Origin of the sequence: Streptomyces sp. NPDC048507 (genome assembly GCF_043199995.1) — a bacterium.
Lineage (GTDB): Bacteria > Actinomycetota > Actinomycetes > Streptomycetales > Streptomycetaceae > Streptomyces.
The window spans coordinates 1,098,687-1,112,097 of record NZ_JBICWZ010000001.1; the positions used below are offsets into that span (position 1 = coordinate 1,098,687).

Sequence of the window (13,411 nt, forward strand, 5' to 3'; positions counted from 1 at the left end):
CCCCGCCCGGGGCGCGCGGGCCTATATAGAACTCCCCTCCCCTGTCTTTTTTTGCCGACGCTTAAACCCGCCGGCCCCCGCCGGGGGGCCCGCGCCCCCCCCGGGGGGGGCCCCCCCCCCCGCCCCCACCCGCTCCGAAGTCCCGTTCCGTGCCCTGATCACATGAGAAGAGGCCAGCCGTGCGCGTACTCCTGGTGAACATGCCGTGGGCCCCGATCGACCTTCCGTCGCTGGCTCTCGGAATTCTCAAACGCAGTGTCGACGAGCGCGTTCCGAACGGAACGGCGGACGTCCTCCACGCGAATCTCGAATACGTCGACTGGATCACCAAGAACACGGAATTCACACTTGAGGATTATTCCTACTACGCACTCGGCTCCTATTTCCTGGGCTGCGGCGACTGGGTGTTCTCCTCGGCCCTTTACGACGACCCCGGGTGGCGGGTCACCGAATTCACCGAAGCGATGGGCAGCCGGGTCCGCGGGGCCCGCATGGACATGACGCAGGCGCTGCACGCGTCGGCGCCCGACTTCGTCCGCCACATCGCCGAGCGGATCGTCGAACTCGCCCCGGACGTCGTCGGCTTCACCTCGACGTTCCAGCAGAACACGGCCGCCCTGGCGGCCGCCAAGTACGTCAAACGCCTGGCCCCGCACATCGCCACGGCCATGGGCGGCGCCAACTGCGACGGCAAGCAGGGCGAGGCCGTCCACCGCAACTTCCCCTTCGTCGATTACGTCCTGCGCGGCGAGGGAGAGGTGTCCTTCCCCGCCCTGCTCGGCGCACTGGACGCCGGCGAGCCGCTGTCCGAGGTGCCCGGTCTGTGCTGGCGCGGCGCGGACGGCGCGTCCGTCGTCAACGCCATGAGCACCGCACCGCTGCCGCCCGCCGCCATCCTGCCGCCGGACTACGCCGGCTACTTCGAGCGGCTCGCCTCCTCGCACGCGCGGAACTGGGTGGAACCCAAGCTGGTGGTCGAGGGCGCGCGGGGCTGCTGGTGGGGCGAGAAGCACCACTGCACCTTCTGCGGGCTGAACGGCTCGTTCATGCAGTTCCGCAGCAAGAGCCCGGACGTGTTCTACGACGAGGTCATCGAACTGGCCCGCAGGCACCGGGTCCTGGACATGTACGTCGTCGACAACATCCTCGACATGGGCTACGTGAACACGGTGCTGCCGCGCATCATCGAGAGCGGGTTCGACCTGCGCATGCACATCGAGATCAAGTCGAACATGCGCCGCAAGCAGCTCCAGACCCTCGCCGACGCGGGCCTGATCTTCGTCCAGCCGGGCATCGAGAGCCTCAACAGCCGGGTGCTGACCCTGATGGACAAGGGCGTGACCGGCGGGCAGAACGTCCGGATGCTCCGCGACGCCGCCACCGTGGGCCTCTCGGTCGCCTGGAACTACCTGCACGGCTTCCCGGGCGAGGACGCCGAGGACTACGACGACGTGGTGGCCCAACTGGCCGCGCTGGAGCACCTCAACCCGCCCGTGGGCCAGTCCTCCCGGATCGCCATCGAGCGGTTCAGCCCGTACTTCAACAACCCCGGACTCGGCTTCTGCGAACTGCGTCCCGCCGAGCCGTACCGGCTCACCTACGACCTCCCCGAGAACGAGATGTTCGACCTCGCGTACGTCTTCGACGTGCCGCCGCGCGGGATCGGCGAGGACGTCGTGGGCCGGCTGGACGAGGGCATCGCGCACTGGAAGCGGAACTACGCCGGGAGCCGTCTCACCCACTGCGACCTGGAGGACCGGATCGTCCTGGTCAGCAGGCGCCGGGCCTTCGACTGGACGCACCTGGAACTGACCGACCCCCTCGAACTGGCCCTGTTCCGCCTGCTGGACCAGCCGCACACGGTGAAGGCGGCCGCCCGCAAGCTGCACGGGGAGCACCCCGTGGGCGAGGACGCCCTGCGAGCGGTGCTGACGCGGTGGCGGGCGCTCGGGGTGGTCTTCGAGGACAGCGGGCAGTTCGTACAGATCGCGCCGCCCGCGCAGAACGAGGAGTTCCTGCGGATCGACTTCATGCGGCACACCTCCGCCCGCGACGCCGAACTCGCCGCGACGACCGCCTGACGACCGCCCGGACACCGCCACAGCGAGGGACGACGATGACACCAGCACTCACCGGCACCACCCCCTTCACCGTGACCGCGGCGCGGGACTACGACCCCGCGACGGGCGCGCTCCCCGGCATGGCGCTGGGCCGCTACGAAATCGACCTCCCCGGCGGCGAAGCGGCCCGGCGGCTGTTCGCCGCCGGGGCCCGGCACGTCACCCTGCCCCGCCCCGTCGACGTGACGGACTCCGCCGACGCGGCCTGGACGGTCCGGGCGCTGAGCTTCGTCGGCGACCTGACCAGCATGGCCATCTCGGTCGACTGGCAGCTGCACACCGGCCCCGACCCCGACGCCTGGCGCCACTTCGGCCACCTCCACCCGCCGACCGCCGTCCTCGGTACCACCGATCCGGCCGCGACGGCACTGGAATGGCGCACCACGTACTACATCTGCAAATGCGTCTTCCGGCACGGCCCCGGATTCGTCCAGGTGCGCGACCGGCGCTACGGAGAGCTGCGCCGCTTCACCATCGACGAGCCCGAGTACCACGAGGCCATCGAGGAGCTCACCGACGGCGCGCGCGCCGACGCGATCCCGGGGCCGGTCCTGGACGACCTCATGGGCGAAACCCTCGTCCTGCGCTTCGGCGACCGCCTGTGGTGGGCCCCGTACCGGGTCCGGCGCTGGTCGGAGGCACCGATGGTGATCTGATCAGGACGGCGACGCCCCGGCGGCGGTGCCGGGGGCGTCGGCCGCCGCCGAGGTGCGCTCCAGGGTGCGCATGCGGCCGTAGGCGTACACGCATCCGGCGAGGGCGAGATCGGAGAGCAGCATGAAGCCGATGGAGTACGAGCCCTTCGCGCTGTAGACGGCGCCCATGAGCAGGGGCGGAACGAACCCCCCGAGGCCGCCCACGGCGCCGACGATACCGGTGACGCTGCCGACCCGGTCCTGCGGCGTCACCTGGGAGACGAGGGCGAAGACGCTGCCCCCGGCCGCCCCGAGGCCCGCCGCCATGGCCAGCAGGGCGAGGGTGCCCAGCGGGTACAGCGGGGGATCGAAGGCCTGGACGACCGCGAACAGCGCGACGAGTGCCAGCGCCCCGGCGGTGACGACGGCCGGATGCATCCGGTCCGACAGCCGCCCCCCGACCGGCCGGAAGATGACGGTGACCAGGGCGAACCCGGCCGCTTTGGTGCCCGCCCCGGTGGGGGAGAGCTCGTACCAGGTCTTCAGGTAGGTCGGGAGGTACACGCCGAACGCCACGACGCCGCCGAATCCGATCGCGTACAGCGCGGACAGCTCCCAGGTGACCCGCAGTCCGCCCGCCCGGCGCAGCCGGGTGGAGAGCGGCGCGATGGGGACGGGCCGCCCCGGGCGGTCGGTGATGAGGAACGCCGCGGCGACGGCGAAGACGGCCAGGGCGGCCGCGACGACGAGGAAGGGGAGGTTCTCGCCGTGCGCCGCGATCCGGGGCGTGAAGTATCCGGAGAGCGCGACACCGCCCGTCCCCGTGCCGAACACGCCGAGGGCGAAGCCGCGCCTGCGGGGCGGGAACCAGGAGTTCACCAGGGGGACGCCGATCGCGAACGTGGTGCCGCCCAGGCCGAGGAGGAACCCCGCCGCCAGGAGCCAGCCGTAGCTGTCGCGGGCCGGAACGAGGAGCAGGACCGGGACGATCGTGAGCGCCGTGACCAGCGGGAAGACGATCCGGGCGCCGTAGCGGTCGGTCAGCGCGCCGGCCGGCACCCGGCCCAGCGAACCGACCAGGACCGGCACGGCGACCAGCACCGACTGCTGGAAGTCGCTCAGCCCCAGCCGGTCCTTGTACCCGGCCGCGAGCGGCGCGATGAGGTCCCACGCCCAGAACGTGAGGGCGAAGCCGACCGTCGCGACGATCAGGTTCCGGTACGCGCCCGGCGGAGTTTCCGCTTGCGTCTCCATCCCGCCAGTCAAATCCAAAAGCCCCGGCCCGGCCCCCGGACCTGGGCCATCAGGGGGCCGCCGGCCGCCGGCCGCCCCGCCGCCCCGCCGCCCCGCCGCCGTCCGGCCCCGGGGCGGTCGGGCGGTCAGCCCTGCTCGCGCACGCCCCACGGGGAGCCGTACGCCGTCAGCAGGTCCAGGAAGGGGCGCGGCGCGAAGGCCTCCGGGCCGAGCACGCCGGCCCGCGCCCACACTCCGCCGGCCATGAGCTCCAGGGCCACCACCGGATTGACCGCGGTCTGCCAGACGACGGCCTGGGAACCGTACTCCCGCATCGACCACCCGTTGTCCACCACGTGGTACAGGTACACCTCGCGCGGACGGCCGTCCCTGGTCCCCTTCACCCAGGTGCCCGCACACGTCTTGCCGGACATGAGCCCGCCCAGCGTGGCCGGGTCGGGCAGGCACGCGGCGACCACGTCGCGCGGGGAGACCCGTACCGGGGAGCCGTCCGCGCCGCGGACCGTGACCGGCTCGGTCGCGTCCAGGCCCAGCGCGTGCAGGGTCTTCAGCTTGCCGATGAAGTCCTCGCCCAGCCCGTACTTGAAGGTGACCCGCCGTGCGTCCACCCAGCGGGGAACCAGCAGCACCTCCTCGTGCTCGACGTTGACGCACTCGACCGGGCCGATGCCCTCCGGGAAGTCGAACACCTCCGGCTCGCTGAACGGCTCGGTGGTGAACCACCCGCGGTCGCGCTCGTAGACGACGGGCGGGTTCAGACACTCCTCGATCGTCGTCCAGATGTTGAACGACGGGGCGAAGTCGTGGCCCTCGACGGTCAGGTTCGCCCCGTCACGGATGCCGATCTCCTCGATCTCGTCGAACAGTTCGTCCGCCGCGTAGCGGGCGAACACGTCCGAGAGGCCGGGCTCCACGCCCATGCCCACCAGCGCCAGCCGCCCCGACTTCTCCCACGCCTCGCCGCGCGCGAACTGTTCGTCGCCCAGCTTGACCCCGCACTCGGCGTACGGCCGGCCGGGGTGCGGGCGCGACAGCGACATCGCCATGTCCACGTAGTGGCTGTCCGCGGCGAGGGCCGCCTCGAACAGCGGCATCACGAACCGGGGATCGGTGGCGTTCAGCAGGACGTCACAGTGCTCCTCCCTCAGCAGCGCGGACACCGCCGCCTCGTCGGAGGCGTCGATCCGGCGTGCCGTGAAGCGGCCCTCGCCGTCACCGAGCGCAGCGACGGCGGCTTCGGCGCGGGCGAGGTCGTAGTCGGCGACCACGAAGCGGTCGAAGAAGTCCCGGCGGGCCGCGATCCGGGTGATCGCGGTACCGACGCCACCGGCGCCCACAAGCAGAACACGCATGACGAAAACCCTCTCTCGGTGGGGTCCGCGGTCCTCCGCGCCCCATGGCAGGGATGAAAGCCCGGCCCGCGAGATAAGGTCAATGGTGTTGGCATAAGAGCGGAAGGCAGCCGATGGCGAAACCAGTGGTCCCCGAGGAAGCCCGCCGACGGCGGCGCCCCACCCGCCGGGGCGTCGTCCTGTCCGAGCGGCTGATCGTCGACACCGCCCTGCGGATGCTGCGCGAACACGGCACCGCCGGGCTCTCCGCCCGCCGCCTCGGCGCCGCCCTCGGCGCGGACCCCAGTACCCTGTACCGGTACTTCGACGGGATGGACGGACTCACCCTCGCCATCGGTGAGGAACTGATCGGACGGGCCCTCGACGGCTGGACGGCCACCGGCGAATGGCGCCCCGGCCTGCGCGATCTCGGCCTGCGCATCCACGGCGCCTACCTCGCGCACCCCCAGGCCGCCGTACTGACCGCGAGCCGCGTCACCGGCCGCCCCCGCGAGATCGCCGCCGACGAGGCCATCCTCGGCCTGCTGCGCACCGCCGGGTTCCCGGACCCGGAGGCGGTGCTGATCTACCACGCCTTCATCGACCAGAGCCTGGCCTTCGCCGCCCTCGACGCCGGTGCGCTCGCCCTCACCGAGGCCTCCCGGCTCTCCGACGAGCAGCAGTGGGAGTCCACCTACGCCCGGCTGCCCGCGGACGCGTACCCGCACATCGCCGCCACCGGACGGCTGCTCGCCGCGCGGATGAACCACAGCGCCTATCCGGTCGCCCTGGACATGCTGCTCGCGAGCGCGGAGGCCCGGCTCCAGGCGCTGCGCGCCCGCTGACCCCGGCCGCCGCCCCGCGCGGGTCCGGCCCTTATGCCAACACCATTGACCCCCACCTGCCCGCCCGGGTTTCCTCTTCGCAGTTCACGCCCTGTTCACACTGCGCCCGGCACCGGCGCAGCCGCACACCGCACTCAGCACAGCGAGGGACGATGGCCGCAGACACCCCGCCGGAGACGGCCCCCCGAACCGCCACCGCCACGGCACCGGTACCGGCGCCGGCCCGGAGCGCGGCACCCGCGACGGCGGCCCCGGCCGGCGAGCTCACGCCGGACGCGATCGGCTTCCTCGGCGCCCTCGCCATCGGCCTCAACGCCACCTCACCCGCCTACTCGCTGGCCGCCGTCATCGGCCCCCTCGTCGCCCTGGCCGGCGTCCACGCCCCCGGCGTCATGCTCATCTCCTTCGTGCCGATGCTGCTGATCGCCTCCGCCTTCCACTTCCTCAACCGGTCCGACCCGGACTGCGGCACGACCTTCTCCTGGGCCGCCCGCGCCCTGGGCCCCACCACCGGATGGCTGGGCGGCTGGGCCATCGCCATGACCGGGGTGCTCGTCGTCGGCTCGCTCGCCGACGTGGCCGTGAACTTCGGGCTGCTGGCCGTCGGCGCCGACGGCCTGGCCGCGAACACGCTGGTCCGCGAGGCCCTGACCGTCCTGCTGATCCTGCTCATGTCCTGGCTCTGCGTCCGGGGCACGGAGGTGTCGGCCCGCTTCCAGAACGCGCTGATCCTGCTCCAGGTCGTCTGCCTCATCGTGTTCGCGGCCGTCGCCGTGTACCGGGTCTACGCCGGCACCGGGAGCCTGGACGCCGTCCGCCCCGCCGCGGGCTGGCTCGACCCCTTCGGCGCGGGCGGACCCGCCCTCACCGCCGGGCTGCTGCTCGGCGTGTTCGCGTACTGGGGCTGGGAATCCGCCGTCAACCTGACCGAGGAGACCAAGGACTCCGCCAACGCGCCCGGCCGGGCCGGCATCTGGTCGACCGTCGTCCTGCTCGTGACGTACCTCGCCGTGGCCTTCGCCGTCGTCGCCTACGCCGGCACCGCGTACCTCAGCGGACGGGCCGACACGGAGGAAGAGGTCTTCGCCGCCCTCGCCCACGAGGTCCTCGGCGGCTGGGACTGGATCCTGCTCCTCGCCGTCAGCACCTCGGCCCTCGCCTCGACGCAGACCACCATCATCCCCGCCTCCCGCACCGCCCTGTCCATGGCCCGGCGCCGCGCCCTGCCCGCCCGCTTCGCCCACATCGACCCCCGCCGGGGCACGCCCGGCACGAGCACCTGGTGGGTCGCCGGCACCGCGACCGTCTGGTACGTCGTCATCCACCGGATCAGCGAGAACGCCCTCGCCGACTCCCTCACCGCCCTGTCGCTGCTCATCGCCTTCTACTACGCCCTCACCGGCATCGCCTGCGCCGTCTGGTACCGGCACGAACTGCTGCGGGGCCCGCGCCCCTTCCTGCTGCTCGGCGCGGGCCCGCTGACCGGTGCGGCCCTGCTGATCTGGCTCCTCGTCGAGTCCGTCATCGACATGGCCGACCCGCGGAACTCCGCCGCCGCGACCGCCTGGTTCGGCCTGGGCGCCCCCCTGGTCATCGCCCTCTTCCTGGCCGGTGCGGGAGTACTGCTCATGCTGCTGCGCCGGGCCGCGGCGCCGGAGTTCTGGCGCGAACGCCCCGGAACGCACCGGGAGCCGTAACGGGCGGCGGGAGGCGGCCGGGGCGAACATCCGGCGAACACGTGACGGCCCGGTCACGGGCCACCGCACCGGCCCGCGCACCCGGCTCGTCCGCCTCCGCGGCCTTCGGGCGGAAAACTCCTTCCGTGGACGGAAAGTCAAGCCCGCCGAACCGGCCATCCGGACCCCGCCGCCGGGGGGCGCCCCTCCCGCTTCCGGTTCGGCCGGAGCGTCCGCGTACGCCCTCGATCTTCGCCGGATCCGCGCAGCTCCGTTCCCCGCGGCCCCGCGCGGACGGGCGGGAGGCAGTCTCGGCCAGTTTCCCGGCGCCCCTTGCGCCGGGCCGCGGGAGCCGTGTTGAACTGGTTGAGCCGCAACCGGCGCCGAGTCGCAACCGATCAGGTGTGCGGGCGGCGCAGCGGGTCCGGGCCCGGGGTGCAACGGCACCCCCGCAGCGAACGCACCGACGGGTGCGCGGCGGCCGGCGTGTGTGCCGCGGGTGAACACCGGCCGCCCTGCGCCCGTGCCCGCCCCCTCCCCGCCCCGAAACGCGAATGGAGTGACCGTGCACCACGGCCCCGACATGCCCGAAGCGCACTACGACGAAGTCGCCGTCACCGGCGGAGCCGGCTTCGTCGGCCGGCACCTCGTCACGGCCCTCAGCCTGCTCTCCCAGAAGGTCACCGTCGTCGACCACGCCCCCCTCCCGCCCGACCTCGCGGCCCTGCCCGGGGTCTCCTACGTCCGCGCCGACCTGCGCGACTACGGGGAGACCTTATTGGCGCTGCGGCACGCCGACGCCGTGTTCCACCTGGCCGGGAACGCCAGCGGCACCGAGTCGGTGGCCGATCCCCGCCACGACTTCCACGTCAACGCCCTCGGCACCTGCAACGTCGGCAACGCCTGCCTGGAACTGGGCGTGCGCCGCCTCGTCTACCTCTCCTCCGCCATCGTCTACGGCACCCCGCGTCACAGCCCGATCCGCGAGGACCATCCCACGGGCCCCTTCCTGCCCTACGGCGCCTCCAAGCTCTCCGGCGAACTGACCCTGCGCAGCCTGCACGCGGCGGCCGGACTGTCCGTCGTCATCGGCCGGTCCTTCGTCGTCTACGGACCCGGCGAGGACCCGCGCCGGGCCGGCGGGGAGGTCTCGCAGTTCCTGCGCTGGCACCTCAACGAACAGCCGATCCCGGTGGTCGGCGACATCGACCGCAAACGCCGCGACTTCATCCACGTCGAGGACCTGTGCCGGGCCCTGATGGTCCTGGCCGAGCGCGGCACCGACGGCGAGACCTACAACCTGGGCACGGGCACCGCGGTGTCGATGCGGGAGCTGGCCGACGCGGTCGGGGCGGCGACCGGCCGCCCGGCGCTGCTGGACGCCGACGCCTCCAGCCTGGCGGACAGCTTCACCCTGCTCGCCGACGTCACCCGCCTGCGAGGACTGGGCTTCACGCCGCGGGTCAGCCTGGCCGAGGGCCTGTCCGCCCTGGCCGGCCTGCTCGGCCCCTTCCCCGAAGTCCCTTCCGCCAAGGCCGTGTTCCGCCGCGAGACCCCGCCCCGCCGGGGGCTGACGCTCGCCGCCGCCGTCGGAGCCGGCGAGGAGGCCGGGACGTGCTAGCCGTCGACGGAGGCACCCCGCTGCTCGCCGGGAACGAGGTCGCCCCCTGGCCGCACATCGTCGACGCCGACCGCAAGGCCGTGCTCGACGCGCTGGACGATGCCACCCCCTGGCACTGGCCGATGCGTACGGTGCGGGAGCTGGAGGAGGCCTGGAGCGAGTTCACCGGCATGCCCTACGTCCTCGCCGCCAACTCCGGCACGGCCGCCCTGCACATGGCCATCGCGGCCGCCGGCGTGGAGCCGGGCGACGAGGTGCTCGTACCGGCCGACACCTTCCTGGCCTCCGCCTCCTGCGTGCTCCAGGCCAACGCGATCCCGGTGTTCGTGGACACCGACCCCACGACGTTCAACCTCGACCCGGCCCGGATCGAAGAACGGATCACCGACCGCACCCGCGCCATCGTCGCCGTGGACCTCAACGGCCTGCCCGCCGACTACGACGCCCTGCGGACGATCGCGGACCGGCGCGGCCTCGTCCTCATCGAGGACGCCTCCCAGGCGCACGGCGCCGCGTACCGCGGCCGCCCCGTCGGCTCGCTCGGCACCCTGAGCGGCGCCAGCCTCAACGGGTCCAAGACCCTCTCCGCCCTCGGCGAGGGCGGGCTGTTCGCGACCCGCGACGAGGAGCAGCACCGGCTGGCCCGGCGCGTGCTGATGTTCGGCGAGGAACTGCCCGGCCAGAGCCGCGACTACAACGCGCGCATCATGGGGTGGAACTACCGCATCGACGTCCTCGCCGCCGCGTTCGCCCGCTCCCAGCTCACCCGTCTGCCGCAGATGTCCCTGGCCCGGCAGGCCAACGGGGCGGCGCTCACCCGGGCCCTCGCCGGCGTCCCCGGCATCCGCACGCCGTCCGTGCCCGAGGACCGCAGTCACGTCTACTTCTTCTATACGCTGCTCGTCATGCCCGAGGACCTCGGACTCGACGGCCTTCCCGTCGCCGCCTTCCGCGACGCGCTCGCCCGCGCGGTCAACGCCGAAGGCCTGCCCATCATGCGCTGGCAGCCACAGCCGGTACCCGGCCAGACCCTCTTCCGGGAACTGCGCGGCTACGGCCGCGGCTGCCCGTGGAGCTGCGGGCACGCCCGGCCCGGACACCACTACGATCCGGCGCAGTACCCCGTGAGCGAGGAGACCTGCCTGCGCCGTCTGGTGCTGGGGCAGAGCTTCAGCTCCTTCGGGCCGCCCAACGACGAGACGACGATGCACCGCTACGCCGAGGTCCTGCACAAGGTCCTCGTCGAGGAGCGGGAGGCGCTGATCGCCCTGACCCGGCGGACGGCCGCGTCGGCGCCGTGACGGGCGGGACGGGCGGCCCCGCCGCCGGGCCCGCGGGCAGGCCGGGCACCGCCCGGGACCGAACGACAAGGGGACGGACGTAGATGCGCGACGAGCCCGATGCCGGCACCGTCGAGGGACGAGCGGCCCCGCCCGTCCGTGAGCACGGCCGACGGCCACGGACGATGCGGCTGGCCGTCAGCGCGGTCTTCTTCGTCACCGGAGCCGCCTTCGCCACCTGGGCGGCCCGGGTGCCCGCCGTCCAGAGCCGGCTGGACCTGTCCGCCGGGGAACTGGCCGTGGCCCTCGTCGGCCTGAGCGGCGGCGCCTTCCTCGGGCTGCCCCTGGTGGGCGGACTGGTGGCCAGGTACGGCAGCCGTACGGTCCTGTGCGCCGGCATGGCCGCCTACCTGGGCGCCCTCGCGCTGCTGCCGCACGTTCCCGGCCTCGCGGTACTGACGGCGGCCCTGGCCGTCTTCGCCTGCGGCAATACGGCCGTCGACGTCGCGATGAACACGCAGGGCGTCCTGGTCGAGCGGGCCTACGGCCGCCCCGTCCTCGGCGGTTTCCACGCCATGTTCAGCCTCGGCGGCATCACCGGCGCCACGGCCGGGGGCCTGGCGGCCGCCGCCGGCATCGGGATCCGGGCGCACTTCACGGTGGCCGCCCTCGTCCTGCTGGTGGTGGCGGGGGTGGCGGCCACGGGCCTGGCCCCCGAACCCCCGCCGGACGAGGGGCCCTCCCGGGCGGGCCCGCTGCTGGCCCTGCCGGGCCCGGGCCTGTGGATCCCCGGCCTCGTGGCGTTCTGCGCGCTCATGGGGGAGGGGGTGGTCAACGACTGGGGCGCGGTGTACCTGAAGGACGAGACCGGGGCCTCGGCGGGTGCGGCGGGCCTGGGGTACGCCGTCTTCTCCGCGGGCATGGTCATCGGCCGCCTCACCGCCGACCGGATGCGCGCCCGCCTCGGCACGGCCCGCTTCACGGGCCTGTGCGCCGTGGTGGCGGGGGCCGGCGCCCTGATCCCCATCATCGTCGCGACGACGACGGCGGGGTTCGTCGGCTACACCCTGCTGGGCCTGGGCATGGCCGCGGTCATCCCGCTCGTCTTCGCCCACGCGGCCGCCCTGCGTCCCGACCGCACCGGTTCCTCCATCGCCGCCGTCTCGGCGGTGGGTTACGTCGGCTTCCTCGCGGGACCCCCGGTGATCGGCGCCCTGGCGGAGGCGACGACCCTGCGCTGGGCGATGCTGGTGCTGCCCGCCCTCATGGCGGTGATGGCCGTACTGGCTCCCCGCCTGCGCCGCCCCTGACACCCGGAAGTGACGGGAGTCACATCCCGTCCCCCGCCCGTGCGGCGGCCGGCCCGCCCGCCGCACGCCCCGTACCGCGGCCGCCCGGGGCGCGCGGCCGGGCCGCGCCGAAACGGAAGGTGGGCCCGGCCCCTGACCAGGGACGCGACTTGATCACCGGGCCGGAACCGGAAGACCGCGGGCGCGCCCGCGCCGGATCGGGGACATGCGGTCCCGCATCGCGCGGCGCCCGTGGGGGCGGTCGTCCCCGTTCGTACGCACCTTGGTGATGTCACCAACAGCTTCGTGCGTTCCACCAGTGCGGGGTCCTCCGTGCGACGCAGCAGACTTCCCGCTGAGGGCCGCGGCTCGTCATATGAGCCGACGCCACAAATCGAGGGGAACCACCACGATGAGTGGTCAGTTGTACGACGGTATCGGCGAAGCCTTCGAGGGCTTCAAGACCCTGCCCCTTATCCGCTACGGCGAGGTACCGGGCTTCCTCGCGCTGGTCGGCGACGTCACCGGCAAGTCCGTGCTGGACATCGCCTGCGGCACCGGCTTCTACAGCCGTGAGCTGAGGCGCCGCGGCGCGTCGCGCGTCTACGGGTTCGACATCTCCGGCGCGATGATCGAGGTGGCGGACCAGCTGGAGCGGGCCGAGCCGCTCGGCATCGAGTACGGGGTCGGCGACACGGCCACCCTGCGGGTCTTCGACGAGCCGTTCGACGTCGCCGTGGCCGTACAGGCCTTCAACTACGCGGGCGACGTCGCGGAGATCGAGCGGATGATGCACAACATCCGGCGCAGCCTCGTCCCGGGCGGCGCGTTCTACCTGTTCGTGATGGACCCGGCATACGACTTCGGCGGGCCGTCGCTGGAGAAGTACGGCTTCCTGTGCGAGCCGACCGACGGGGTGGACGAGATCGGCCGGGGCACGCGGCTCACCGCCCTGCTGGATCCGCCGGTCTCCTTCGACTCCACCACCCCGTCGAAGGAGACGTACGAGCAGACCCTGACGGCGGCCGGGTTCACCGGCATCGAATGGGTCACGCTCGACGTCTCGGACGCCGGAATCGCGGAGTTCGGCGAGGAGTACTGGGCGGACTACAACGGCAACCGGCCGCTGACCATGATCCGCTGTACCGCCTGACCCGCTGTACCGCCTGATCCGCTGTACCGCCTGACCCGCCGTACCGCCTGATCCGGCGTTTCCCGCCGCCGGCCCGGCCCCCGGGGGGCCGGGCCCGCGCGTGCTGTCGCGACCCCTGGGTTCAGGAGCGGGGGGAGGTGAGGGCGACGGCTTCGATCTCGACGAGCTGGTCGGGGAAGGCGAGGTCGGTGACGCCGAGGATGGTGT

Annotated in this window: 10 protein-coding genes; 8 read left to right on the forward strand and 2 right to left on the reverse strand. The window is 73.0% G+C overall.

The features are described from left to right. Window positions 1–179: 179 nt before the first annotated feature. Together ACGFXC_RS05055 and ACGFXC_RS05060 are read left to right on the forward strand one after the other, a co-directional pair. Complete coding sequence (locus ACGFXC_RS05055) at window positions 180–2,081, forward strand: RiPP maturation radical SAM C-methyltransferase (protein WP_393709527.1); 1,902 nt, start codon at window positions 180–182, stop codon at window positions 2,079–2,081. A gap of 35 nt (window positions 2,082–2,116) precedes the next feature. Beyond that, on the forward strand, window positions 2,117–2,776 hold the full coding sequence (locus ACGFXC_RS05060; RefSeq protein ID WP_393709529.1) for a DUF5825 family protein: 660 nt from the start codon (window positions 2,117–2,119) through the stop codon (window positions 2,774–2,776). Here ACGFXC_RS05060 and ACGFXC_RS05065 read toward each other — a convergent pair whose 3' ends face one another. After that, window positions 2,777–4,009, reverse strand: a complete 1,233-nt coding sequence (locus ACGFXC_RS05065; protein WP_393709530.1) for a nitrate/nitrite transporter — start codon at window positions 4,007–4,009, stop codon at window positions 2,777–2,779. A gap of 125 nt (window positions 4,010–4,134) precedes the next feature. Beyond that, the gene (locus ACGFXC_RS05070) at window positions 4,135–5,361 is read right to left on the reverse strand and encodes a saccharopine dehydrogenase family protein (RefSeq protein WP_393709532.1); all 1,227 of its coding nucleotides are present in this window, start codon (window positions 5,359–5,361) and stop codon (window positions 4,135–4,137) included. A gap of 113 nt (window positions 5,362–5,474) precedes the next feature. Here ACGFXC_RS05070 and ACGFXC_RS05075 point away from each other — a divergent pair, with 113 nt between their 5' ends. The 6 genes from ACGFXC_RS05075 (at window position 5,475) to ACGFXC_RS05100 (ending at window position 13,204) form a co-directional block, all read left to right on the forward strand. Then, window positions 5,475–6,185 carry a TetR/AcrR family transcriptional regulator gene (locus tag ACGFXC_RS05075; RefSeq protein WP_393709533.1) on the forward strand — a complete coding sequence of 237 codons (711 nt, stop codon included), beginning with the start codon at window positions 5,475–5,477 and terminating at the stop codon, window positions 6,183–6,185. A gap of 152 nt (window positions 6,186–6,337) precedes the next feature. Further along, window positions 6,338–7,882, forward strand: coding sequence for an APC family permease (locus ACGFXC_RS05080; RefSeq protein ID WP_393709535.1), 1,545 nt, complete (start codon window positions 6,338–6,340; stop codon window positions 7,880–7,882). Window positions 7,883–8,426: 544 nt separating this feature from the next. Next, window positions 8,427–9,482, forward strand: coding sequence for an NAD-dependent epimerase/dehydratase family protein (locus ACGFXC_RS05085; protein ID WP_393709537.1), 1,056 nt, complete (start codon window positions 8,427–8,429; stop codon window positions 9,480–9,482). Then, the gene (locus ACGFXC_RS05090) at window positions 9,476–10,783 is read left to right on the forward strand and encodes a DegT/DnrJ/EryC1/StrS family aminotransferase (protein ID WP_393709539.1); all 1,308 of its coding nucleotides are present in this window, start codon (window positions 9,476–9,478) and stop codon (window positions 10,781–10,783) included. Before ACGFXC_RS05085 ends, ACGFXC_RS05090 begins: the two co-directional genes overlap by 7 nt. An 83-nt stretch (window positions 10,784–10,866) precedes the next feature. Next, complete coding sequence (locus ACGFXC_RS05095; protein ID WP_393709541.1) at window positions 10,867–12,072, forward strand: MFS transporter; 1,206 nt, start codon at window positions 10,867–10,869, stop codon at window positions 12,070–12,072. Between the two features lie 391 nt (window positions 12,073–12,463). Beyond that, window positions 12,464–13,204, forward strand: a complete 741-nt coding sequence (locus ACGFXC_RS05100) for a class I SAM-dependent methyltransferase (RefSeq protein ID WP_393709543.1) — start codon at window positions 12,464–12,466, stop codon at window positions 13,202–13,204. Window positions 13,205–13,411: the final 207 nt, after the last annotated feature.

Bases quoted from the DNA above. Each gene is read 5' to 3' on its own strand.
- ACGFXC_RS05095 (WP_393709541.1), top strand. From the start codon at position 10,867: ATGCGCGACGAGCCCGATGCCGGCACCGTCGAGGGACGAGCGGCCCCG.
- ACGFXC_RS05080 (WP_393709535.1), top strand. From the start codon at position 6,338: ATGGCCGCAGACACCCCGCCGGAGACGGCCCCCCGAACCGCCACCGCC.
- ACGFXC_RS05075 (WP_393709533.1), top strand. From the start codon at position 5,475: ATGGCGAAACCAGTGGTCCCCGAGGAAGCCCGCCGACGGCGGCGCCCC.
- ACGFXC_RS05100 (WP_393709543.1), top strand. From the start codon at position 12,464: ATGAGTGGTCAGTTGTACGACGGTATCGGCGAAGCCTTCGAGGGCTTC.
- ACGFXC_RS05070 (WP_393709532.1), bottom strand. From the start codon at position 5,361: ATGCGTGTTCTGCTTGTGGGCGCCGGTGGCGTCGGTACCGCGATCACC.
- ACGFXC_RS05060 (WP_393709529.1), top strand. From the start codon at position 2,117: ATGACACCAGCACTCACCGGCACCACCCCCTTCACCGTGACCGCGGCG.
- ACGFXC_RS05065 (WP_393709530.1), bottom strand. From the start codon at position 4,009: ATGGAGACGCAAGCGGAAACTCCGCCGGGCGCGTACCGGAACCTGATC.